The following is a 23,596-nucleotide window of genomic DNA, read 5'->3' as shown; positions in this document are numbered from 1 at the left end:
TACTTAGAAGAGGATCTTGATCTAACGCTTCCATATCTAATTCTTCAATCGTTGCATTACTGCGCATTGAAAAATTAATACCATCATCCAAAGATTCTGGTTCTTGTTTCTCTGGTACTGCTTCCACTGAAAGCGCTTCTGTAACCTCTGTTCCATTATCGCTCATTGGTATTGCCGTTGTTTCTATTTCAGCGTCTTCCACCGGTATAGGCATCACTGGTTCAGTAACAATATTAGTGGGTGTTCCCTCGGCAAACACATCAATAGAAGAGCTTGAGAACAAGGGATCATTATCACTGTCATCAAACTGATTCATTTCAAATTTATTTAATGGGTACTCTTCAAATTTGTCTTCAACAATCGGTTCTTGAGAGAATGCTGATAATTCGCTTGCTGATATTTTTGGTGTTTCAAACGCATTAACTGCCGTCGGTACGGCGCTAAATGAGGCATTACGACCAGCTTGATTGAAACTATTATCTTTTGGTTCTTCTGTCTCTGTAACACTCGTATCTACCTGATACGTCTCATCATCTGTTTTTCTTGCCTTATTAACTATTTTTCTAAAGCCTTCAAGACTCCAGCCACCAAGATTATCAACAATAGTTAACCATGACACACCAGTAAATAACGTTAAACCTGCCCCCCACAAGAACATGAAGATAAGCGTTGAGCCTAATAAGTTAAGTGCAGGTGTTGTAATACTCGTTAGGACATCACCAACAACGCCACCAGACGAGAAATACCAAAGATCATCAAAACTGGTATCAGCTAACGCACAACTGGTTAAGAATAAAATGAGCAGTCCCAGAATACGAGTACCAATCATCATCAGATCTAACTCGGCTTCGCCATCTTCATCTTTTTTTCTAAAAGCAATCCATGTGCAGCTCATTATGATGACAGGTAATAAATACGCTAAAGAACCAAACGAGAAAAATAAAGTATCACCAATCCAAGCGCCTAATGCACCACCTGCATTTTCTACACTGCCAGCCCATGCAGTCTGAGACCATGATGGATCCGCAGGATTAAAGCTATATAAAGAGACAGCAATAAAAATAGTCGCAAGTAAGCCAACTATAAACATAGCTTCTTGCAACCGTTGATTGCCATTCAACCGTTCTTTATCCGGTTCAGATATCTTTTCAACTTTTAATGTCGTCAGCTGCTCTTTTCTTTCCGATATTTTTTCTTTTATCTTTGAAAACAAAATACTATCCACTGTCACTATACTTAGATTTAGTCATTCCACTTTATTTAAAGTAAGGATCACTAAATCTCTATAAATTAAAAACAAGTCGAGCGGCATTACGCCGCTCGTCAATATTAAAGTACAACTAATACATACTTAACGTATTTATCGTCACTAACAGTCTAGCAAGGAATAACGTTCACTTATGTCGACTGCCTTCAGGTACTTTAATTATCTTGCTGTATCTAGCGCGTTTTAATCACTAAATTATTCGTCTGTTTAACCTCTTCCATAACCACGTAAGTACGTGTGTCGTTAACTCCCGGAAGACGTAATAGTGTATCACCAAGTAATCGGCGATAAGCACTCATATCTGATACACGAGTCTTTAAAAGATAATCAAAATCACCTGAAACTAAGTGACACTCTTGAATATCATCTAATAACTGCACTGCAACATTAAATTGTTCGAAAACATCTGGAGCACCACGGTTTAATGTGATTTCAACAAATACTAACAATGATGCATCAAGATACTGTGGGTTTAGTAATGCAGTATAGCCATTAATATACCCTTGGCGTTCTAAACGACGAACGCGCTCTAAACATGGAGTAGGAGATAATCCTACTCTCTTAGATAATTCAACATTTGAAATTCGGCCATCTTTTTGGAGTTCATTCAAAATATTGCGATCGATACGATCCAGGTCCTTGGACGGTTTCTTATTATCTACCATTTTTTATTCCACCTTATTACTTCCTTGCAAAAAAATATACTACAACTTTCTAATATTTAGCATCAAATTTTGCTTTTTACAATCTATACTAGATACAAATTCGAAACAAAAACCCTACAACCAGTTAAAACAACCATAACTAAAAAGGAATACAGGATGATCATTGGCGTACCTAAAGAAATAAAAAATCACGAATACCGTGTTGGAATGATCCCAGCGAGTGTTCGAGAACTCATATCTCATGGCCATGACGTTTTTGTCGAAACAAAAGCCGGCTCTGGCATTGGTTTTACCGACGATGATTATATCGCGGTAGGCGCATCCATTCTTCCTACTGCTGAAGGCATTTTTGCAAAAGCAGAGATGATCGTAAAAGTTAAAGAGCCTCAAGCTGTTGAACGTGCGATGCTGCGTGAAGGACAAATATTATTCACGTATTTACATCTTGCACCAGATTTTCCACAAACAGAAGACCTAATTAAGAGTAAAGCTGTCTGCATCGCGTATGAGACTGTAACAGATTATATGGGTCGTCTGCCACTATTAGCGCCAATGTCTGAAGTTGCAGGCAGAATGTCGATTCAAGCCGGTGCTCAAACACTTGAAAAATCCAATGGTGGCCGTGGTTTACTTTTAGGTGGCGTACCTGGTGTTGAGCCTGCAAAAGTCGTTATCGTTGGTGGTGGTGTCGTTGGTGCGAATGCTGCAAGAATGGCGGTAGGTATGCGTGCTGACGTCACGATTTTAGACCGAAACCTTGATACACTTCGCTCTCTTGATGAAGAATTCCAAGGTCGAGCAAAAGTGGTTTATTCAACCGTTGATGCGATTGAAAAGCATGTGTTAGAAGCGGACCTTGTTATTGGTGCCGTTCTTATACCTGGCGCAGCAGCACCGAAACTGGTTACGGCAGATCACATAAAACGTATGAAGCCAGGGGCCGCTGTTGTTGATGTCGCTATCGACCAAGGTGGTTGCTTTGAAACATCACATGCAACAACGCATGCAGATCCAACTTATATCGTAGATGACGTTGTTCACTATTGTGTGGCAAACATGCCAGGTGCCGTTGCAAGAACATCTACCTTTGCACTAAATAATGCAACATTACCTTACATTATTAAATTGGCAGATAAAGGATACAAATCAGCTCTTCTTGAAGACAAAGGATTTTTAGATGGCTTAAATGTAATCAATGGTAAAATCACATGTAAAGAAGTTGCTGAAAGCTTCAACTTAGATTATGTAACCCCTGAAGCTGCACTTAATGCTTAAAAATCATACTCAATATTAAAATCATTTTAGGGCACCCATCGCGGTGCCCTTTCTTTACTTTAATAAATTCCATACAATCACCATATATGATTAAGGATGGTGAACACGCCTAATGTTTCTCCTACCCTACTTTTACCTTTATTTTAGCTCGGAGATCCTATGAGCAACGTTAAGCATTCGAAATTACTGATTCTTGGTTCTGGCCCTGCTGGATATACAGCAGCCGTTTATGCCGCTCGTGCTAATCTAAACCCAGTAATGATCACTGGTATGCAACAAGGCGGACAATTAACAACAACGACTGAAGTTGAAAATTGGCCTGGTGGCGCGACAGACATGACCGGTCCCGGCCTAATGGAAGAAATGAAAGCGCATGCAGAGCGTTTCAATACCGAAATTATTTTTGACCATATTAATGAAACCGATTTCAGTCAACGCCCTTTTCGTTTAAAAGGTGACTCTAGTGAATATACGTGTGACGCCCTTATTATCTCAACAGGCGCATCAGCAAAGTATCTAGGACTAGAATCTGAAGAAGCATTTAAGGGCCGTGGCGTTTCTGCTTGTGCAACCTGCGATGGGTTCTTTTACCGTAACCAAAAAGTAGCCGTCATTGGCGGTGGTAACACCGCTGTCGAAGAAGCGCTTTATTTATCGAATATTGCCGCCGAAGTTCACTTGATCCACCGTCGCGATACTTTCCGTTCAGAGAAGATCTTAATCGACCGTTTGATGGATAAAGTAGAAAACGGCAATATCACTCTTCATACCGACCGTACTTTAGATGAAGTTCTGGGCGATGAAATGGGTGTCACTGGCGTAAGATTAAAAAACACAAAATCTGACATGACAGAAGATTTAGATGTCATGGGCGCATTTATTGCTATTGGCCACCAACCAAATACCGCGATATTTAATGGCCAACTAGACATGGAAAATGGCTACATTAAAGTAAAATCTGGTCTTGAAGGTAACGCGACTCAAACCAGTATCGAAGGCATTTTTGCTGCCGGAGATGTTATGGATCACAATTACCGCCAAGCTATCACCTCTGCAGGTACTGGCTGTATGGCAGCACTCGATGCTGAACGCTTTTTAGATGCGCTAGACGTAAAAGAAAGTTAAACTAATAGACCCGAAGTGAACGACTTACTTCGGGTTTTCTTTTGCTCATCTTATTTTGCTTGTATTACATCTATTTCTTTTATAATAATTATTCACACCAGAAATATTTCGTCATGGCAAAATAATACAACACGTAAGCCTTCAATATTATGGATAAAATACAACAACGCGAGTTAGGACAATGGCTCAAAGGCCAAAGTAAGCTTGCTAAGAAATGGCTCGCCCTATCTATTGGGCTCGGCTTTCTTTCCAGTCTTTTTCTTATCGCTCAAGCGGCACTATTAGCCGATATTCTGCACAAGCTCATCATTGAACAAACAGATAAGTATGAGTTACTTCCTCAATTTATCGCCATTTTTGCCATTGTAGGAATTCGAGCAGCTTGCAGTTGGGGTCGTGAAGTCGCCGGTTACCGTTGTGGCGAGCATATTCGAATTCATATACGTCAGCTCATTCTTAACAAACTCCAAGAATTAGGACCGGCTTATATAAAGGGTAAACCGGCAGGGTCTTGGGCTACGTTGCTATTAGAGCAAGTAGAAGACATGCAAGATTTCTTCTCTCGTTATCTACCGCAAATGTCGCTTTCGGTCATGATCCCTTTTGTTATTTTAATCGTTGTGTTTCCTCAAAACTGGGTTGCCGGATTAATCTTCTTATTAACCGCACCACTAGTGCCCCTCTTTATGGCATTAGTAGGAATGGGAGCGGCTGACGCTAACCGCCGAAACTTTAAAGCATTACAACGATTATCTGGTCATTTTTATGATCGTCTGCAATCAATGACCACTATTCGCCTATTTGACAAAACAGCGCAAGAAACAAAACATCTTCATAATGCTTCTGAAATATTCCGCAAGCGTACAATGGAGGTGTTACGACTCGCCTTTTTATCTTCTGCTGTGCTTGAATTCTTCACCTCTATCTCAATTGCCCTTGTTGCCGTTTATTTCGGTTTCACTTATATCGGTGAGCTTAACTTTGGTAATTACGGAATAACAGTGACCTTATTCACGGGTTTATTTATTCTTATTTTAGCGCCTGAGTTTTATCAGCCATTACGCGATTTAGGAACGTTTTATCACGCAAAAGCTCAAGCCGTAGGCGCTGCCGAGTCGATTGTCGAGTTTTTAGCGATTGATACTAATACTCAAACTAATGGTGATAAGAAAGTATCTCAATCGACCACCCTTGATATTGAAGTCACGGACTTAATCGTCAACAGCCATGACGGAAAAACATTACTCGGACCTATCAGTTTTCATTTACACGAAAGCTCTCAAACCGCATTGGTTGGTCCAAGTGGCGCAGGGAAAACAAGTTTAATCAATGCACTTCTTGGATTTTTACCTTACCAAGGCAGTATCAAGATAAATGGTATTGAGCTATCTAAGTTAAACAAAAAAGAATGGTACCAAGAAATAAACTGGGTTGGACAGAATCCAACATTAGTACATGGAACCATTGAAGAGAATATTACGCTTGGTAAGCAAAGCATATCTAAAGAACAATTAGACTCGGTAAGTAAGCAGGCTTTTGCTAATGAGTTTATTGATGAATTAGGTTATCAACACCAAATATCTGATCGATCTGGTGGCTTATCTGTTGGTCAAGCTCAGCGTTTAGCATTAGCTCGAGCTTTGTTACAACAAGGACGCCTGTGGATCTTAGATGAACCAACAGCCAGTCTTGATGCAAAGAGTGAACAACTTGTAATGCAAAGCTTAAGTTTAGCAACTCAAGGCTTAACGACTTTAATGATCACCCATCGCTTAGATCAACTTTATGCAATGGACACGATTTTAGTCATGGATAAAGGCCAAGTTGTTCAATCAGGTTCATTTGATGAAATTAAAGACTCTGGTTTATTTGCAACCATGCTTGCAGCTAAACAACCGAAGCAAGGTGATCTTGATGCGTGATTTACTCCCTTACATAAAACTATATAAAAAACATTGGTTTGGACTAACGTTAGGCATGCTACTCAGCTTTGCTACGTTATTTGCTTCCATTGGCTTGTTAACCGTATCTGGTTGGTTTATTTCCGCATCAGCGGTTGCCGGATTAACCATTGCGCGTGAAACGTTTAACTATATGCTTCCTTCTGGAGCAGTACGTGGTTTCTCTATTGGTAGAACCGCTGGTCGTTGGGGAGAACGCGTCGTTAGCCATAATGCAACCTTCAAATTATTGACTGAACTTCGTATTTTCTTCTTTAAAAAGTTAATCCCATTGATCCCCGGTCGATTCTCTAAGCTACGTGACGCCGATTTATTGAATCGTCTTGTGGCTGATGTTGATGCAATGGATCATGTTTATCTACGCCTAATCAGTCCTATTATTGTTGGCACATTAGGCATTATTGGATTAACGGCTTTTCTTGCTTGGTTTGATGTCACTATTGGATTAACGCTTGGAGCTATCTTATTTTCATTATTATTAATTTGGCCTACGTTATTTTATAAGCTCGGAAAAAAGAACGGTGCCGAGCTAACTCATAACAAAGCCACATTAAGAATTAAAACATTAGACTGGCTACAAGGTAATGCAGAATTACGTATTTTTGGTGCTGAAGAGCAATATCAACAACGTATTCTCGATGCTCAAGTCGCTCTATTATCAAATCAACGCCACATGGCAACGCTTACTGGCTTAGCGAATGGATTACTATTACTTGCTAATGGTTGGACGCTACTGTTAATGCTTTGGATATCGGCGGATGGCATTGCGGGAATGACCCCTGACCCAATGGTGGCAATGGTCGCTTTTGCTACGATGGCCAGCTTTGAATTATTAATGCCTATTGCCGGAGCCTTTCAATATTTAGGCCAAACGTTAAGTTCTGCTCGTCGATTAAATGAAATCATCACAGCCACACCTGATACTATTTTTGATGAAAATGGCGTTAGCCAAGCAGTAAAAGGAAATCTAACGATTTCAGATGTTAGCTATCAATATATGGATGCAGAAACGGATGCAATTAAACATATTTCATTAGATTTACTTGCCGGGCAAAAAATGGCAATCGTAGGGCAGACAGGCTCAGGTAAATCGACATTATTACAACTGCTAACCCGTCAATGGGATCCTAAATCAGGAGTAATCTCTATTGATGGTGTTCAATTGCCGAAATGGAAGGAATCAAGTTTACGTAACGCCATGTCCGTGGTTAGTCAGCGAGTTGATATTCTAAATGGTTCATTACGTGACAATCTATTGCTTGCAAATGATACTGCCACTGACGATGAATTAACTCAGGTACTCAATAAAGTTGGTTTAGGCGATTTAGTATCAAATGAAGGACTGAGTGCTTGGTTAGGTGACGGAGGCCGTCAATTGTCAGGGGGTGAACGCCGTCGTATTGGTATTGCACGCGCGCTATTGCATGATGCCCCTATTGTGCTGCTTGATGAACCAACAGAAGGCCTTGACCAAAAAACAGAACAACAAATCATGACCGTGTTAAATGACCACATAAAACAAAAAACCGTTGTCTTCATTACTCACCGTCTAGTGAACTTAGAAAACATGGATCAAATTTGTTTAATGGACCATGGCGAAGTGATAGAACAAGGGACTCATGAAAGTTTACTTTCACTTAAGGGTGCTTATCATCAATTATGGCAACGTTTTTAATCGTCAGTTCTTCAGAATAGACAATTAAAAACACCAATAAAAAAGCCGATACTATAAATACAGTATCGGCTTTTTTATTTATCAGTAATTACGCGTATTTTGCTTCAAATGCTTTCATAAAATCAACAAGTGCCTGAACACCTTCTAATGGCATTGCATTATAAATAGAAGCGCGCATACCACCGACGACTCGATGGCCTTTTAATGCTTTTAACCCAGCGTCATCTGCTAATGTCAAAAACTGAGCATCCAAGTCTGAGTTTGCTAATTGAAAGGGCACATTCATTAACGAACGATTATTTGTATGTACGTCATTGCGATAAAAATCAGATTCGTCGATATACTCATACAATGCAGCGGCTTTCTTACGATTGTGCGCTTCCATCGCTTCAATGCCGCCATTCGCTTTTAACCATTTAAAAACTAAACCAGCTAAATACCAAGCGTATGTTGGTGGCGTATTAAACATTGATTCTTGGGTTGCTAAAACACCATAATTTAATACGCTTGGTAATGATTGCGCCGCTAAATCTAAAAGATCATCGCGAACAATCACAATCGTTAATCCGGCAGGACCAATATTTTTTTGAGCTCCCGCATAAATAACACCGTATTTAGAAATATCAATTTGACGAGATAAAATAGTCGAAGACATATCAGCAACAATTGGCTTATCTGTTATTGGTAAATCATTAATCTCAATGCCATCAATGGTTTCATTTGGGCAAAAATGAACATAAGCAGCATCATCACTTAACAGCCACTGCGATGCAGGGATGACAGCGCGTTTACCATCACAATCGGTAATTGCCTCAATCACATTAGGCTCACAATACTTATTGGCTTCCATGACAGCACTTTGTGCCCAATAGCCAGCATCGACATAATCCGCTTTTGTTTTGTCACCTAATAGATTAAGTGGTACTGCTGCAAATTGAGCACGCGCACCACCTTGGCAAAAAAGGACTTTATAATTATCAGGAATAGCCAACAAATCACGTAAGTCTTGCTCAGACTCTTGCGCAACTTTAATGAACTCTTTGCTACGGTGGCTGATCTCCATAACAGAAATGCCTAAACCGTTCCAATTCACCAATTCCTTTTGAGCTTGGGCTAGAACGTCTACTGGCAGCATTGCTGGACCAGCACAAAAGTTAAATACTTTTTCCATGTTTCTCAAAGGCTCCTGCTATTTAATATTAAATAAGATTTGTTAAATCACTCTATAGAAATTAATACCACCTTTTCTCTTACAAATAAATCAGAAAGTGATCTAATTCACTAAATAACCGCCATAATTAAATAGAGATAAAAAAATAGCCCACCGAAGTGAGCTATTGTGTCTTTCAATTAATGACGATTAACGTAAATAACTTAACAAACCAAGAAGCATAAACAATGGCATTTTTTGACCATTTAATAGCTCAATTTGACCATCTGCAATGGTTGCCGCCAGACGGTAATTATCACCCTCTTCAACTGCAAATTCGTTAATCAACAATTCATCCATTTGCATACGCAGTTCAGGTGTATCATCAACCAATTTCTTAGCGATAACTAACTCTGCATTGCCTTTTAGTGTTTGAACCAGTTGATCCGCATTTTGCGATGCTCTTGCTGTACCAGCAGGTAAATTTAGTAATACCTTACTTTCGACCTTACTGCCTAACACATCAGCACTAAATTCATTAATATTGATGCTGAAGCCTTTAGCAGCAAGTAAATCAAACGAAAGCATCAATTGTTGAATTTTTTCAGGTGTAAGTTCTTGATCTTGTAATAATGGAACTAATTTAATCAGTGCGTCGTAATTCAAGTCATCAAAACTGATATTAAATACGCCATTTTTTAGCGTTCCAGCATCAGTCGTTACTTCACCTAATTTTAGAATATTGGTAGAACTTAATGAATTATCAGCAGGAAGATCTTTTACTTCAGCTAATTCATTTGAACTACTATAAGTCACATTATTCACGACATTATGAATATTACTTTCAATATCATTGATCGTCATTTTATCGATAGCCACATTAGCATCACCAATAAAAATATCATCTAGATATTTACCTTCACTTTTACCAGAAACATTATCAATCAGCATATCTGATTGATTTTCTAAACGTAATTCAGTTTTAGGTAGACTATATTGCAGTGAAAATTCACCTTCAGGATGAATAGTCGCTGAAATTTTACTTGCCGCTAAATACAGTTTCTCAACGCCTTGAGCTTTTAAATCCGCATTAACAAAATTAGTATCTTGACTTGTCAATTCTAGATCTGTCTTCCCAGTCAACTGGCTGTTTGTTGTCAGCGTCAAACCTTTTATAAATTCAGAAGACGCCGCTTCTCCAGTCACCGTTGATGTTGATGAAATAGAGAATAACCCGTGGTCTATTTCATGATTAACAATAATTTCACTTGGATAACCCGCGTGTTCTAATTCAGCAATTAAGCCTTTATCGGTCACATACACTCGGCTTTGAGCTTGTGAACTTAAATAACCACGGTCATAAGAAATATTTTCTATTTTAATAACAGAATTGTCATAAGAGGCAATGCCATCTTTAAATATAGCTTCACCAATTTTTCCTGTCGCAAACGGCCAACAAGCAACAATCGCAATAGCACCACCAATGGCAGCATACTTTCTTAGTTCATTCATTTAATTATCCATTTTTTAACGATTTCAACCAGTTTACCTAACTCATCGAACGCAATACAGTCATATTTAATCCAATTTCTTACCGCATTAAAAATTATTATTCCCAACTAATCATAATTAACCAATTAATTTAAACGCCTTGGCTCAAATTTTGCTTGTATTTATCCCTATAAATATACGTAAATTTTTTGGCGCTGTGCTGTTATTCCAATTTTATACATTCTATCTGGCAAAAATACCTATTTCTGTTAGTATTTAAACCATATTTTTGTTAATAGCACTCAATTTGATAGGTTTCAAATATCATGATTCGTAAGACACTTTTAGCATCAAGCCTTATGTTTGTTTCTGCAACATCTATGGCTGCAGATAATGACCCAAACAATGCCATTATGAGCAACTTCAGTTATGACTATGTTGAAGCTCGCATTGGTTTTAGCCCATCAACATTTGGTGCAGGCTTTAGTAAATCAATTCACCCAAATGCTCACGCAATTGCAACTATCGATTCTGAATTAGATGGCGATTACGACTTAGCGGCAGGCCTTGGCTTTCATGCTCCAGTAAATAACTGGGCTGACATTACAGGTGAAATGCTTTTACGTGTTGTTGATGATAATCACAACTACAAAAACGATACAGGCATGGAACTAAACCTTGGCGTTCGTCAATGGTTAGGTCCACAGCTAGAAGTCGGCGGAAAAGTAGGTTACCTGTCAATTGATGATAAAGATGACACTTTATTCTCAGTTTACGGTCGTTTCCACTCTACCGAGCTATTCTCTATTGGTGCAGAAGGTCGATTCAATGGCTTATATGGCGATCAATTGATGCTTACAGCACGCTTTAAATACTAAATTTTAGTCTCTTGAATAAACTGGCCTAGCTCATTTATTCAAGCATAAAAAAACCTCGTTATTCTTTCTATTTAAAAATAAAGAATAGCGAGGTTTTTTTTATGTTGTTTTTATTAAACCTGTTGTAACAACGATTTTTTCATTGGCTCTTGCAATAATGTCCAATGAACACCTTTCTCTGCACCAGCAAACTTCCAAAGCAGCTTTACATCAACATCACCGCCATACGTCGTATTTACTTTCTTAAAGACATCTACAGCGCCAATTTCTAGAAAAGAATCAACATCAGGCACTCCTGATTTTTTAACCATTCTTTCTAGTGTTAATTGCATATTTGGTAAGTCACGTAATCGACGACTTTCTTTTGATTTTTTAAACTCTCTCTCTATACGAGAAGTTTCCATTGTCTCTTCAATAATAGAAAGAAGTAATGCCGGTTGGTTTTCAAACAATTCACTAACTTCAAAATAGTTAACCGTTGCGATGGTCGTTTTCTTCACATGTTTAAAGCGCTCACAGCCTAAAGCTGTAAACCGGGCATCAACATTCCCACCACCGCGAACATATAAATGCCCATCAGTAACAAGTGAAAACATTGCATCTTCTGTAAACAAGCCTACGCCGCCAAACATAGAACGTTTATTGAATTTACCCAGTTTTTTTACAAAGTTAAAAAAGCGCTCTTCCAAATGATTCATTTCAGATCTCCTTGATCTTGAATTACTAACCCCGTCCAGTCAAAAAGTTGACACCAAGCAAGTGCATAATAAACGTACAATCATTGTTGTTCTATAATATTTATAATAAGTTCTGAATTTATAACGTGTTTTCTAATAGTGATCACAAGACTTTCTGTTAGTTTATGAAACGAAACAAGTTATTTTTCAGATTAATGTCACAGTATACTCTCATAATTTTATAAGTTATTACGTTGATGAATATCACAAGTTACATAACTAGCGTCAATAAACCGTGTCTTATTTCTGATCTCATAATAACTTTTATAGCCTAAATGTGAGTAAATGCTCTTTTATTCTGTCATTTGTTAGGAAACGATCTCACTTTCTCCTCCTTCATCTTTAGATAACATCAAAATACTGTATGATTTATCTATTATTTAATTATATGAATTAAGAATGAACCATCTATCGTTTTTCTGGCTTTCTCACAATAAAGAAAAGGCGCTGGCCTCTCTAAGAACTGAGTTTAGTCAGTTAGCTGCTGATACTATAGCTTCGGGGAACATCCAACTTCCTCCTATCCCTGATGTCGTACTAAAAATACAAAAGCTATGTACGCTAGAAGGTACCGTAATAAAAGAAGTCTCTGACACACTATTAGAAGACCCAAGCCTTACCGCTATTGTCATTAGAATGGCCAATTCTGTTGTTTTTAATCGACGAAATATCACTTGCACCGATGTACTAACCGCCGTGTCTCGTTTAGGCATTTTCCGAGTACGTGATATTGTTACCGCTCAAGCGATAGAACAACTCAAACACTCCACCGATTTAAGCAAAGAATGTAATTCACTATTAAGAAAAAGTGCGGCCCAATCTCGTGAATTTGCGGCAGTAATGACGATGGTCTGCCAAGAAATCATTAATGAAAGCCAAGATGGCAATTTTTCTTATTTAGAACCAGAAAAAGCATTACTGACGGGATTACTTGCCGATATAGGCCTTTTTTGTTTAGTAAACGAATATTACGATTATCTTGAAAAAGGGAATTACCTTGATCTCGATATTGCCATGTACATTTTTGACAAAGAATGTAATGACACTAGCTACCATATTTTAAATCACTGGCAATTTGATGTGGATTTTTTATCGGTAGCAACGAATATAAAGAAAGGAACTAAAACAGATTACTCCATCAATTATTTGGACATTGCCCGTATTGCAAACCATCTATTATTGTTTAGAAATAACGATGACGCGATTGATGAACACGATGTGGAAATTACACTTGAAGGTGCAGAAGCCCTTTATACGTTAAGTAATCTTACAAATATGCAGTTCAAAGACAGAATCAAAGAGACATTAAGAAGCAGTGGCTTGTAATAAATTTACACAATCGATAACATTTGATTGCTCAACTATTTAAGCCTTGATATTCTCAAGGCCTCTTCATGGACTGAGTAAAATTTATTATGCTTTCTGGAATGTTATTTGTATTTTTGCCACTATTATTTGGGTATTTAATCCCTCTTCATAAAAAAAAGCCACTTGAGCATATAAATACGGCAACAAGTCACTTAGTTACCATTATTCTTGCTTTAATGGGGCTAAGCTTAGCCGCGTTGGATAATCTCGCTCAGAACCTTAATCAAATTATGATTATCGCCACCACCTTCTTCATTGCTATCAGTGCATGCAATTTGGCAATATTACCGGTAATGGATAAGCTTTTCCCACTAAATTCCGAAGGCAATAAAAACTCACTTCCTCTTTTCAAAATGATTTTAGAGTCGGCTAAGTTACTGCTTGCTGTCGCTGGCGGACTTATCGTAGGCCTACTTAGTGGTATCGACTTATCTTGGGTTGAAAATGCCAGTGAACTCATTTTGTTGCTCTTACTTTTTCTGATTGGTATCCAACTGCGTAATAGTGGTTTATCTCTACGCCAAATCTTATTAAATAAACACGGAATGATTATTGCGGCCGTCATTATGGCAACCTCATTAGTTGGCGGAATTATTGCGGCCTTGTTTCTAGATATTCCACTTCAGCATGGGTTAGCAATGGCATCAGGATTTGGTTGGTATTCTCTTGCTGGTATCCTAATGGGGGATGCACTTGGTCCTGTTTATGGTGGTGCTTCTTTTCTTAATGAATTGATGCGCGAACTCGTCGCTTTAATCATGATACCTATATTGATTCATCGTTACCCCGTTACCTCTATCGGCTATGCAGGGGCAACCGCAATGGACTTTACTCTACCCGTAATACAAAATTGCGGTGGTATTCGGTGCGTACCAATTGCCATTGTTAGTGGCTTTATTCTTAGCTTATCCGTTCCTTTTCTAATGCTATTTTTTGTTTCTTTATAAGAGTTCAGTGGGAAACATCACACTGTGAGTCGTTTACATTGCAATTCATTACGTGATGCCTACAATCGGCAAAGAATAACTAACCAATAACGATTCATTTTGAAGGATTTATAATGAAAATCGCAGCCCTGATTTTACCGTTAACGTTACTAGCCACCTCTGTACAAGCAGCTGATACGCAATGTTTAAGTGATAAATACAGCCAGTATGTTGATGCTTCATTATCTTGGTACAAAGAACTGATTACGATCACAGTAAAAAAAGATCCTAATTTAGAAAGCGTTGGTAATTGGTTTTTAGAAGGGCGTCAGCATCACTTTGAATTAAATAGAGCTGCGGTTGATTATTACTTGAAAAATGATCCTTCAAAAGTGAAAACAAATCAGTCGATAGAATCATGGCTGCAACTTAATCAAAATGACGTGAAAGTGCTTGCAAGTAGTGATGATGCATTAGGAAAAATAGCGAAAGTAACCTTCGATGATCGCCAAGCTCAGCCTCATAAACAAAATTATGAATTACGTTCTGCATTTGCGGATATTTTAAGTCATCCAAAAGCGATTCAAACACCGCTTAATGAATACAATCAAAAGATCACTAATATCGGTGCGATTACGTGCAAATAAAGTTGTTCAATTTATCAGCAACTATTGTTAATGAACTCATTTTTCGCACAACAATCTAGAAACTGGCACAATTTAAACAAGACATTTTTGTCATTTTGTTCTAAATTGTGCCTTTTAGTCTCTAGCAAAGAGTGTATTTTCTTTGCCTTTCAATCACCAACAGAATAGAACAGATACCATGGTAACAGACAACAAAACGGCAGATGCCAACCTAGAAAGTATGCTGCGAATTTTTACTGTTCCGGAAGCGCCCGATTCGACACTTGGTAAAATAGAACAAGAACTCTCTCAAAATCTAAATCAGTTTTTAAGAGAGCATATTGTTGCCGAAGAAAAGCCATTAACGGAAATTGAAAAAGACTTTACTGACTCGTCAATGCCAGAATATCCAACGTATGTTTCTGAGCATACCGAGCATTTATTAGAGACCGTTGTTTCACAGTCCGTTCATACTTCAGCGCCAAGCTTCATTGGTCACATGACATCCGCATTGCCTTATTTCTTAATGCCACTGTCAAAGATCATGATTGCGTTAAACCAAAACTTGGTGAAAATTGAAACCTCTAAAGCCTTCACTCCATTAGAACGTCAAGTTTTAGGTATGTTACATCGATTGATCTACGGTCAAGAAAGCGCATTTTATGAACGTTGGATGCACAGTGCTGACCACTCATTAGGCGCTTTTTGTTCTGGCGGGACAATTGCAAACATTACGGCGTTATGGGTAGCACGAAATCGCTTATTACAACCAGAAGGCCATTTTAAAGGAATTGCTCAAGAAGGGTTGTTTGCGGCTTTAACGCATTACAAATACAGTGGTTTAGCTATTTTTGTTTCAGAACGTGGTCATTACTCTGTAAAAAAAGCCGCTGATGTACTTGGTATCGGTCAGGATAGCGTTATTCCAGTCAAGACTGATAACAATAATCGCATTTGTCTGCATGATCTTAAGCTAAAGATGGATCAAGCCAAAGAGAAAAACATTAAGCCATTAGCCATCATAGGCGTTGCAGGTACAACAGAAACTGGCACTATCGATCCATTACGAGCTTTAGCTGAAGTAGCAAAACAAGTAAATTGCCATTTCCACGTTGATGCCGCTTGGGGCGGAGCGACCTTAATGTCGAACCAATACCGTTATTTACTTGATGGCATCGATTTAGCGGATTCAGTCACCATTGACGCACATAAGCAACTTTATGTTCCTATGGGTGCAGGCATGGTCATATTTAAAGACCCAGAATTGATGTCTTCTATTCAACATCATGCCGAGTATATTTTACGAAAAGGCTCAAAAGATTTAGGCAGACACACATTAGAAGGCTCTCGAAGTGGTATGGCAATGCTGCTTTATTCTTGTTTTAATGTAATCAGTCGACCTGGCTATGAATTATTGATCAATCAAAGCATTGAGAAAGCAAAATATTTTGCTGAAATTATTGATCAACAAGACGATTTTGAAGTTATTACTCAGCCTGAGCTTTGTTTATTAACCTATCGATATATTCCAAAGAATGTAACGCGAGCACTTACAAAGGCAAATTCTGAGCAAACTATTGAGATTTATGAGCACCTAGATGAACTGACTAAGTTTATTCAAAAAACTCAACGAGAAACCGGAAAATCATTTGTATCTCGAACTCGACTAACACCTGAAGCGTATCAAAATATGCCGACCATCGTATTTCGAGTCGTTTTAGCCAATCCGTTAACCACCAAAGAGATCCTTCACTCTGTATTAATTGAGCAGAGAGAAATCGCACAAAAAAGCGAAATATCACTCCCACAATTGACGAAATTGGCTGATTCTATTTTAAAATAAAGACATTATTGGGTTATATAAGTTGTTTTAATTTTGTAAAACAACTTATGTAACCTGTAATTCATTTCCTTAAACTCTGAAAATAAACCACATAATCAAACTTAATTCCTGCCCTTTCTCCACTTTTAAACAAAATCACTTCCCAAAATGAAAGTTTTTTTAGAGATCTGTCAAACTATTGTTATAAAAAAACAAACTAGCTGACCAATAATTAGAGGCTCTCTCTACAAACGTATATACTTAGGCTATAAAAATAATACTTATATTTTATAATCTTAACCAGAGCATATCGCTTGAGTCTATTCTTGTTAAGGTTATACCCTATTACGCACTGAACGTAGAAGAATACATATGAATACCATTGAAAAAATACAAAATAATCTAGATAACTTTAGTAAATCAGAACGTAAAGTTGCTGAAGTTATAATGGCATCACCACAAACTGCAATTCATTCAAGTATCGCAACCTTAGCTAAAATGGCCGATGTTAGTGAGCCTACGGTTAACCGTTTTTGTCGCCGTCTTGATACTAAAGGGTTTCCTGATTTTAAACTTCACCTTGCTCAAAGTTTGGCAAACGGCACACCTTATGTGAATCGCAATGTTGAAGAGCATGATGGACCAGATGCGTATACTCATAAGATTTTTGAATCGACAATGGCATGCCTTGATGTTGCTAAAAACAGTCTTGATCCAATGCAAATTAACCGTGCTGTAGATTTGTTAACTCAAGCAAAGAAAATTTCATTCTTTGGCTTAGGCGCTTCAGCATCCGTTGCTCATGATGCCATGAATAAATTCTTCCGTTTTAACATTCCAATCACTTGCTTTGATGACATTGTAATGCAACGCATGAGCTGTATTAATAGTACAGAAAATGATGTCGTTGTTCTTATTTCTCATACTGGTCGTACAAAGAGCTTGGTAGAAATCGCAGAGCTGGCAAGATCAAATGGTGCAACCGTTATCGCCATTACTGCGAAAGAATCGCCATTAGAAAAAATGTCTTCTCTAGCGATTTGTTTAGACGTTCCTGAAGACACTGACGTTTATATGCCAATGGCCAGCCGTGTAGTGCAAATGACGGTCATTGATGTTCTAGCTACTGGCTTTACACTCCGCCGCGGTGCAGGATTTAGAGATAATTTAAAACGCGTTAAAGAAGCACTTAAAGACTCACGCTTTGAAAAAGAAAACCACTATTAAGTCTTTTTGAATTTACTTCATCTCAATAAAACAAAGCTAATGTAATGATACATTAGCTTTATTATTTCTATAAAATCAATATCCTACTACTTCCCCTCTGCTTAAACCCTACTTTAACGAACCAAACAACTCAATAGGTTTTACCTATTAACCAAAGAGGTAAAACCATCTTTACTTTGTTCATATCAACAGGCATAGTATAGATATTGAGTGCAAGTATTACGCATCTTATTATTATTTTGGAGAAAGCTATGTTTGTTGTTATTTTTGGTCGCCCTGGTTGTCCATTCTGTGTTCGCGCTAAAGAACATGCAGAAACACTAAAAGCAAAACGCGAAGACTTTAACTACCGCTACGTTGATATTCACGCAGAAGGTATTTCAAAAGCAGACCTAGAAAAAACAGTGGGTAAGCCAGTTGATACTGTTCCACAAATTTTTATCGACCAAGATCACATTGGCGGTTGCACAGAATTTGAAGCGTATGCTAAAGAAAACTTAGGTCTTTTTGATTAATCTATAGCCTGTGCCGATGTATTTAAAATCACTGCTCTTTAGCAGTGATTTTTTTTCATTTTATTTATAAATATGGTTATACATTCGCCATTTTTAAGTTAGACTTGCATCACACTTTCCCCTTCCATATTTCAGGCAAAATACAGTGAACATTGATGTTGCGACCTTGTTATCGCAAAACGATATCTTACTTTTATTCGTTGTTCTCGCTCTAGGCTTATTTATAGCTAAAGTTAAAATCGGTAGCTTCCAGTTAGGCAGTTCTATCGGTGTTCTTATCACTGCCCTCTTTATGGGTAGTCTCGGATATACCTTCACCGCAGATTCACTCAATATTGGCTTTATGCTATTTATTTTTTGTGTTGGTATTGAGGCTGGTCCAAACTTCTTCGGTATCTTCCTTCGTGATGGTAAGCACTACTTATTACTTGTATTAGTCGTGTTAATTTCAGCAATTTCCCTTAGTTTCTTGACTGGTTATTACTTTAATCTCGATTATGGCCTATCGACAGGAATGATGGCTGGAGCATTAACAGCAACGCCGGTATTGGTTGGTGCAAAAGATGCCTTAAATTCTGGTTTAGCCGTACTCCCTGAAGGTGTTGATTTCAGTAAAGTAATGGATAATCTCAGTGTCGGTTATGCCTTCTCGTATTTGATTGGCTTAACCAGCTTAATTTTATTGGCTCGATTACTACCACAATTGCAGAAGCAAAACCTACAAGACAGTGCGATGCAAATAGCTCAAGAACGTGGGATAGGTAGCGCAGGACAAAGAAAAGTCTATTTACCAATCATTCGAGCATATCGTGTAGGCCAAGAGCTTATTGACTGGACTGATGGAAAAAACTTACGTGAACTTGGCATCCACCGTCAAACTGGTTGTCATATCGAGCGTATTCGTCGTAACGGTATTCTGGCGAATCCAGATGGTGATTATATCCTACAACAAGGAGATGAAATTGCGCTTGTGGGTTACCCTGATAGCCATGCTCGTCTGGATTCAAGCTTTAGAAACGGTAAAGAAGTATTTGACCGTAACTTGCTTGATTTACGTATTGCCGAGGAAGAGATTGTTGTAAAAAATGACAACATCGCAGGTAAGCGTTTATCCGAATTAAACTTATCTGAATATGGCTGCTTCTTGAACCGTGTAGTACGAGCTCAAATTGAAATGCCAATTGAACACGATATTGTCTTAGCGAAAGGAGACATCCTTCAAGTCAGTGGCGAGAAAAGCAAGGTTCACCATATTGCGGATAAAATTGGTTTCATCTCAATCCACAGTCAGGTATCCGATTTATTAGCTTTCTGTAGCTTCTTTATTCTTGGCATTATGTTTGGCATGATCACGATGAGCTTTGGCCAAGTAACCTTTGGACTAGGCAATGCAGTCGGCTTATTGATCTCAGGCATCACCCTAGGCTTTTTAAGAGCCAACCACCCAACCTTTGGTTACGTGCCTCAAGGCGCACTTAATATGACCAAAAACCTAGGGCTTTTAGTCTTTATGGTAGGGATTGGACTGAGTGCCGGTGGCAACATTATTGAATATTTCTCGGAAGATGGTCTTAAGGTATTAGCGGCTGCACTTATTGTGAGTGTGATTCCGGTGATCCTTGCTTATCTTGTTGGTGCTTATATTTTAAAAATGAACCGTGCACTATTAATCGGAGCGATTATTGGCGCTCGAACTTGTGGTCCTGCGATGGATGTAGTGAATGAACATGCCCGCAGTACGATTCCTGCACTTGGTTATGCTGGTACTTATGCCATTGCCAATATCTTAATGACCGTTGCTGGTACTATTATGATTTTGTTAGCCTAAATTAGCTTATCTTTCATTTGCTTCTGCTTTAGATGAGAAGTAATAAAAAACCCCAGAATGATAATTCACTCTGGGGTTTTATTTTGTCTTCTATTTACTAATGGTAACAAGCAAGAATGATAAAATGCTTATTGGCGTTAGTATTAGATATCAGCAACATCAAACTCAACAAGAGGGTTTACGTCAGCGTCGTAATCAACACCATCAACGCCAAAACCAAACAGTTTTAAGAACTCTTCTTTGTACTCAACATAATCGGTTAAGTCCTTTAGGTTCTCAGTTGTCACTTGAGGCCATAACTCACGGCAATGCTTCTGGATATCTTCACGAAGTTCCCAGTCATCTAAACGCAGACGGTTTTGATCATCCACTTCAGGTGCTGAACCATCTTCTCTGTATAAACGTTGGCTGAACATACGTAGGATTTGCTCTTGGCATCCTTCATGAACACCCTCTTCACGCATCTTCTTAAATACCATAGCGATATAAAGAGGCATAACAGGAATCGCAGAACTTGCTTGAGTTACTACCGACTTAAGGACTGCTACGTTTGCAGTACCGCCAGTTGCAGATAGTTTCTCGTTTAGCGCTGTCGCTGCACGATCTAAATCCATCTTAGCTTTACCTAACGCACCATCCCAGTAGATAGGCCATGTTAGCTCGGTACCGATGTAGCTATAAGCAACGGTCTTACAACCATCAGCCAGAACGCCCGCATCAGATAATGCGCTCATCCATAATTCCCAATCTTCACCACCCATTACGGTAATAGTGTCTTGGATCTCTTGCTCTGTTGCTGGTTCTACAGACGCTTCAATAATTGCATCTTTATTTGTATCAACCGCTGTTGCTGTATACGTATTACCAATTGGCTTTAGTGAAGAACGAATCACCTCACCTGTTTCTGGCATTTTACGTACAGGTGATGCAAGAGAGTAAACCACCATATCAATCTGACCTAAGTCTTCTTTGATTAGATCGATGGTTTTTTGTTTTGCTTCATTAGAGAAAGCATCACCATTCAGACTTTTAGAATAAAGGCCTTCTTCTTTTGCAAACTTATCGAACGCTGCTGAGTTATACCAGCCTGCAGTGCCTGTTTTTTTCTCTGTCGCTGCTTTTTCAAAGAAAACACCGATAGTTGACGCACCGCCACCAAATGCTGCAGTGATGCGAGAAGAAAGACCATAGCCACTTGAAGAACCAACAACCAATACACGTTTTGGTGCATTAGCAATTGGGCCTTGTGCTTTAGTCAGGGCAATTTGTTCTTTCACGTTGTGCTCACAACCAACAGGGTGAGTGGTTGTACAAATGAATCCACGAATTCTAGGTTTGATGATCATGTTCAACTTTCCTTTTAATAATTACCTTCTAGGATAAAAGGTTCTTATCCAGTTCGCATCCCATTTATGACAATTTTTGTCAAAATAGTGAGTGGTTGGATGTGTGAGATTACTTTTAAAGTAAAAAAATGGAATTATCTTCACTTTTTATGAACTATCTAAAAAAAGTGAAGTCTGATGTTATGTTCATAATTCCACTGCTTTTTCTTGATATATTCAAGTAACCCGTTATCTCGCTAATTCTTTAGCATGTAGGTAGCGGGTTTTTCTTTATATGCTAAAAAATATCGATAAAAAAATTATATTTAAATTAAATTGAACTAACAGGTTAATGCCCAGTCTGAATATATACCCGTTGATGATACGTTAAGAAATTTAGCAGGCCGCCAGATTTAATATCATCAGCTACATAGCTTTTTCATAATTCCTTATATTCCCTTTGCCCAATCTATTTGTTTGGGCTTTTTTTTGCCTATTATTTAGGAAAAGCGAATTTTCATTTAAAAAAATACCCCGCCTAAGCGAGGTATTTTATGCATTCATTTAAAATAAATTTCTTATGCTGCTTTTTTAGGTAGGCTAATGTGCAGTAAAATATAACCAACAACTGCCGCTAGGGTTGATCCCATTAAGATGCCTAATCGAGCTAATTTATCAAATTCAGGGTTCGCACCACCAAATGCCAGTGATGAGATAAAGATCGACATTGTAAAACCGATACCACAAAGAACTGAAACCGCGAATATGTGCTTCATGTTAACTCCAGCAGGCAACTTAGCAATACCTGATTTCACAGCAACATAACTAAAGCTAAAGATACCTAATGGCTTACCTAAGAACAGACCTAACGCGACACCCAGTGGCAGCGTTGTCGTCAAGCTATCTAATGACACACCATCTAATGAAATACCTGCGTTCGCGAATGCAAACAACGGTAAAATACCAAAAGCAACATATGGATGAAGTGCATGTTCCATGTGTTTTAGAGGTGAACGCTCGCCTTTTTTACCTTTTAAAGGAATAGCAAAGCCTAATACCACACCCGCTAACGTCGCATGAACTCCAGATTGTAAAACACTAACCCACAGAATAAAGCCAACTAATAAATACCAACGTATTTTAGATACATGCTTTGAATTTAGTAGGAATAAAATCCCCGTCATTACAAAGCCAATCACAAGTGCTAAGACTGATAAATCACTGGTATAGAAGAAAGCAATAATTACAACAACACCGAGGTCATCGATGATTGCAAGTGCCAGTAAAAAGACTTTTAAGCTTACAGGTACTCGGTTACCAAGTAATGCCATGATACCTAAAGCAAAAGCAATATCAGTGGCAGCAGGAATAGCCCAACCAGATAACGCTTCTGGATCACCCATATTAAACGCAACATAAACCAATGCAGGAGCAAGCATGCCACCAACAGCAGCAATTGCAGGGAAGATAGCCGTTTCTTTTGATTTAAGAGCGCCTTCAAGAAGTTCTCTTTTAACTTCAAGACCTATCAATAAGAAGAAAACGGCCATTAGACCATCATTGATCCAATGTGATACCGACATGCCACCAAGATAAGTATGTAAAAATGTATCGTACATTGGCGCAAAAGAAGAGTTTGCAATAATCATCGCAATTGCAGCTGCAATCACTAAAAGAATCCCACCGGCAGATTCTAATTTGAAAAAATTCTTAATAACATCACTCATGAGATGCC

The 23,596-nt window shown here is 38.4% G+C and carries 18 protein-coding genes and 1 pseudogene; 12 read left to right on the top strand and 7 right to left on the bottom strand.

The features are described from left to right. Nucleotides 1-646: 646 nt before the first annotated feature. Nucleotides 647-1,090: pseudogene (locus tag AACV33_RS21530) on the bottom strand (DNA translocase FtsK 4TM domain-containing protein); the annotation flags it as partial. Nucleotides 1,091-1,440: 350 nt separating this feature from the next. Beyond that, on the bottom strand, nt 1,441-1,932 hold the full coding sequence (lrp, locus tag AACV33_RS05030; protein WP_012550415.1) for a leucine-responsive transcriptional regulator Lrp: 492 nt from the start codon (nt 1,930-1,932) through the stop codon (nt 1,441-1,443). Between the two features lie 156 nt (nt 1,933-2,088). On the opposite strand from lrp, the gene ald reads away from it, so the two are divergent. The 4 genes from ald to cydC all read left to right on the top strand — a co-directional run bounded on the left by ald (nt 2,089) and on the right by cydC (nt 7,968). Next, nucleotides 2,089-3,207, top strand: coding sequence for an alanine dehydrogenase (gene ald / locus AACV33_RS05025; RefSeq protein WP_182699956.1), 1,119 nt, complete (start codon nt 2,089-2,091; stop codon nt 3,205-3,207). A 159-nt stretch (nt 3,208-3,366) separates the two neighbouring features. Then, nucleotides 3,367-4,332, top strand: coding sequence for a thioredoxin-disulfide reductase (gene trxB / locus AACV33_RS05020; protein ID WP_182699955.1), 966 nt, complete (start codon nt 3,367-3,369; stop codon nt 4,330-4,332). A 149-nt stretch (nt 4,333-4,481) separates the two neighbouring features. Continuing rightward, nucleotides 4,482-6,254, top strand: coding sequence for a heme ABC transporter permease/ATP-binding protein CydD (cydD, locus tag AACV33_RS05015; protein WP_017022027.1), 1,773 nt, complete (start codon nt 4,482-4,484; stop codon nt 6,252-6,254). Further along, on the top strand, nt 6,247-7,968 hold the full coding sequence (gene cydC, locus AACV33_RS05010) for a heme ABC transporter ATP-binding protein/permease CydC (RefSeq protein WP_182699954.1): 1,722 nt from the start codon (nt 6,247-6,249) through the stop codon (nt 7,966-7,968). Before cydD ends, cydC begins: the two co-directional genes overlap by 8 nt. Nucleotides 7,969-8,056: 88 nt before the next feature. Here the strand turns inward: cydC and serC are convergent, their stop codons facing one another. Both serC and AACV33_RS05000 read right to left on the bottom strand, forming a co-directional pair. Beyond that, entirely contained in the window at nt 8,057-9,139 is a 1,083-nt protein-coding gene (serC, locus tag AACV33_RS05005) for a 3-phosphoserine/phosphohydroxythreonine transaminase (RefSeq protein WP_182699953.1), read from the bottom strand. A gap of 189 nt (nt 9,140-9,328) precedes the next feature. After that, complete coding sequence (locus AACV33_RS05000; protein WP_017022030.1) at nt 9,329-10,630, bottom strand: DUF945 family protein; 1,302 nt, start codon at nt 10,628-10,630, stop codon at nt 9,329-9,331. Between the two features lie 305 nt (nt 10,631-10,935). On the opposite strand from AACV33_RS05000, the gene AACV33_RS04995 reads away from it, so the two are divergent. Continuing rightward, nucleotides 10,936-11,487: a hypothetical protein gene (locus tag AACV33_RS04995; RefSeq protein WP_035470517.1), complete on the top strand. Its 552-nt coding sequence runs from the start codon at nt 10,936-10,938 to the stop codon at nt 11,485-11,487. Nucleotides 11,488-11,600: 113 nt separating this feature from the next. Here the strand turns inward: AACV33_RS04995 and AACV33_RS04990 are convergent, their stop codons facing one another. After that, on the bottom strand, nt 11,601-12,185 hold the full coding sequence (locus AACV33_RS04990) for a TfoX/Sxy family DNA transformation protein (protein ID WP_017022032.1): 585 nt from the start codon (nt 12,183-12,185) through the stop codon (nt 11,601-11,603). 438 nt (nt 12,186-12,623) lie between these two features. Here AACV33_RS04990 and AACV33_RS04985 point away from each other — a divergent pair, with 438 nt between their 5' ends. From AACV33_RS04985 to AACV33_RS04955, 7 genes are all read left to right on the top strand, one after another. Then, nucleotides 12,624-13,550 (top strand): HDOD domain-containing protein, encoded by a 927-nt coding sequence (locus AACV33_RS04985; RefSeq protein WP_017022033.1) that lies wholly within the window; start codon nt 12,624-12,626, stop codon nt 13,548-13,550. A gap of 89 nt (nt 13,551-13,639) precedes the next feature. Next, nucleotides 13,640-14,539, top strand: a complete 900-nt coding sequence (locus AACV33_RS04980) for a lysine exporter LysO family protein (protein WP_023603793.1) — start codon at nt 13,640-13,642, stop codon at nt 14,537-14,539. Nucleotides 14,540-14,652: 113 nt separating this feature from the next. After that, nucleotides 14,653-15,165, top strand: coding sequence for a hypothetical protein (locus AACV33_RS04975; protein ID WP_017022034.1), 513 nt, complete (start codon nt 14,653-14,655; stop codon nt 15,163-15,165). A 178-nt stretch (nt 15,166-15,343) separates the two neighbouring features. Beyond that, on the top strand, nt 15,344-16,987 hold the full coding sequence (panP, locus tag AACV33_RS04970; RefSeq protein ID WP_182699952.1) for a pyridoxal-dependent aspartate 1-decarboxylase PanP: 1,644 nt from the start codon (nt 15,344-15,346) through the stop codon (nt 16,985-16,987). A gap of 351 nt (nt 16,988-17,338) precedes the next feature. Beyond that, entirely contained in the window at nt 17,339-18,193 is an 855-nt protein-coding gene (locus tag AACV33_RS04965) for a MurR/RpiR family transcriptional regulator (protein ID WP_012550577.1), read from the top strand. 251 nt (nt 18,194-18,444) lie between these two features. Next, nucleotides 18,445-18,708 (top strand): GrxA family glutaredoxin, encoded by a 264-nt coding sequence (locus tag AACV33_RS04960; protein ID WP_012550576.1) that lies wholly within the window; start codon nt 18,445-18,447, stop codon nt 18,706-18,708. A 145-nt stretch (nt 18,709-18,853) separates the two neighbouring features. After that, on the top strand, nt 18,854-20,536 hold the full coding sequence (locus AACV33_RS04955) for an aspartate:alanine antiporter (protein WP_012550575.1): 1,683 nt from the start codon (nt 18,854-18,856) through the stop codon (nt 20,534-20,536). 143 nt (nt 20,537-20,679) lie between these two features. Here AACV33_RS04955 and fabV read toward each other — a convergent pair whose 3' ends face one another. Further along, the gene (fabV, locus tag AACV33_RS04950) at nt 20,680-21,882 is read right to left on the bottom strand and encodes an enoyl-ACP reductase FabV (RefSeq protein WP_017022036.1); all 1,203 of its coding nucleotides are present in this window, start codon (nt 21,880-21,882) and stop codon (nt 20,680-20,682) included. Between the two features lie 557 nt (nt 21,883-22,439). After that, nucleotides 22,440-23,588 (bottom strand): Na+/H+ antiporter NhaA, encoded by a 1,149-nt coding sequence (gene nhaA, locus AACV33_RS04945; RefSeq protein ID WP_012550573.1) that lies wholly within the window; start codon nt 23,586-23,588, stop codon nt 22,440-22,442. Nucleotides 23,589-23,596: the final 8 nt, after the last annotated feature.

Source organism: Aliivibrio sp. SR45-2 (genome assembly GCF_963890165.1).
Classification (GTDB): domain Bacteria; phylum Pseudomonadota; class Gammaproteobacteria; order Enterobacterales; family Vibrionaceae; genus Aliivibrio; species Aliivibrio salmonicida.
Note: the sequence above shows the minus strand (reverse complement) of the source record. Positions and strands in the feature narration are given on the sequence as shown.

Bases quoted from the DNA above. Each gene is read 5' to 3' on its own strand.
- AACV33_RS05000 (WP_017022030.1), bottom strand. From the start codon at position 10,630: ATGAATGAACTAAGAAAGTATGCTGCCATTGGTGGTGCTATTGCGATT.
- cydC (WP_182699954.1), top strand. From the start codon at position 6,247: ATGCGTGATTTACTCCCTTACATAAAACTATATAAAAAACATTGGTTT.
- panP (WP_182699952.1), top strand. From the start codon at position 15,344: ATGGTAACAGACAACAAAACGGCAGATGCCAACCTAGAAAGTATGCTG.
- AACV33_RS04995 (WP_035470517.1), top strand. From the start codon at position 10,936: ATGATTCGTAAGACACTTTTAGCATCAAGCCTTATGTTTGTTTCTGCA.
- ald (WP_182699956.1), top strand. From the start codon at position 2,089: ATGATCATTGGCGTACCTAAAGAAATAAAAAATCACGAATACCGTGTT.
- AACV33_RS04990 (WP_017022032.1), bottom strand. From the start codon at position 12,185: ATGAATCATTTGGAAGAGCGCTTTTTTAACTTTGTAAAAAAACTGGGT.
- AACV33_RS04975 (WP_017022034.1), top strand. From the start codon at position 14,653: ATGAAAATCGCAGCCCTGATTTTACCGTTAACGTTACTAGCCACCTCT.
- fabV (WP_017022036.1), bottom strand. From the start codon at position 21,882: ATGATCATCAAACCTAGAATTCGTGGATTCATTTGTACAACCACTCAC.
- AACV33_RS04960 (WP_012550576.1), top strand. From the start codon at position 18,445: ATGTTTGTTGTTATTTTTGGTCGCCCTGGTTGTCCATTCTGTGTTCGC.
- AACV33_RS04965 (WP_012550577.1), top strand. From the start codon at position 17,339: ATGAATACCATTGAAAAAATACAAAATAATCTAGATAACTTTAGTAAA.
- trxB (WP_182699955.1), top strand. From the start codon at position 3,367: ATGAGCAACGTTAAGCATTCGAAATTACTGATTCTTGGTTCTGGCCCT.
- serC (WP_182699953.1), bottom strand. From the start codon at position 9,139: ATGGAAAAAGTATTTAACTTTTGTGCTGGTCCAGCAATGCTGCCAGTA.
- cydD (WP_017022027.1), top strand. From the start codon at position 4,482: ATGGATAAAATACAACAACGCGAGTTAGGACAATGGCTCAAAGGCCAA.
- nhaA (WP_012550573.1), bottom strand. From the start codon at position 23,588: ATGAGTGATGTTATTAAGAATTTTTTCAAATTAGAATCTGCCGGTGGG.
- AACV33_RS04985 (WP_017022033.1), top strand. From the start codon at position 12,624: ATGAACCATCTATCGTTTTTCTGGCTTTCTCACAATAAAGAAAAGGCG.
- AACV33_RS04980 (WP_023603793.1), top strand. From the start codon at position 13,640: ATGCTTTCTGGAATGTTATTTGTATTTTTGCCACTATTATTTGGGTAT.
- lrp (WP_012550415.1), bottom strand. From the start codon at position 1,932: ATGGTAGATAATAAGAAACCGTCCAAGGACCTGGATCGTATCGATCGC.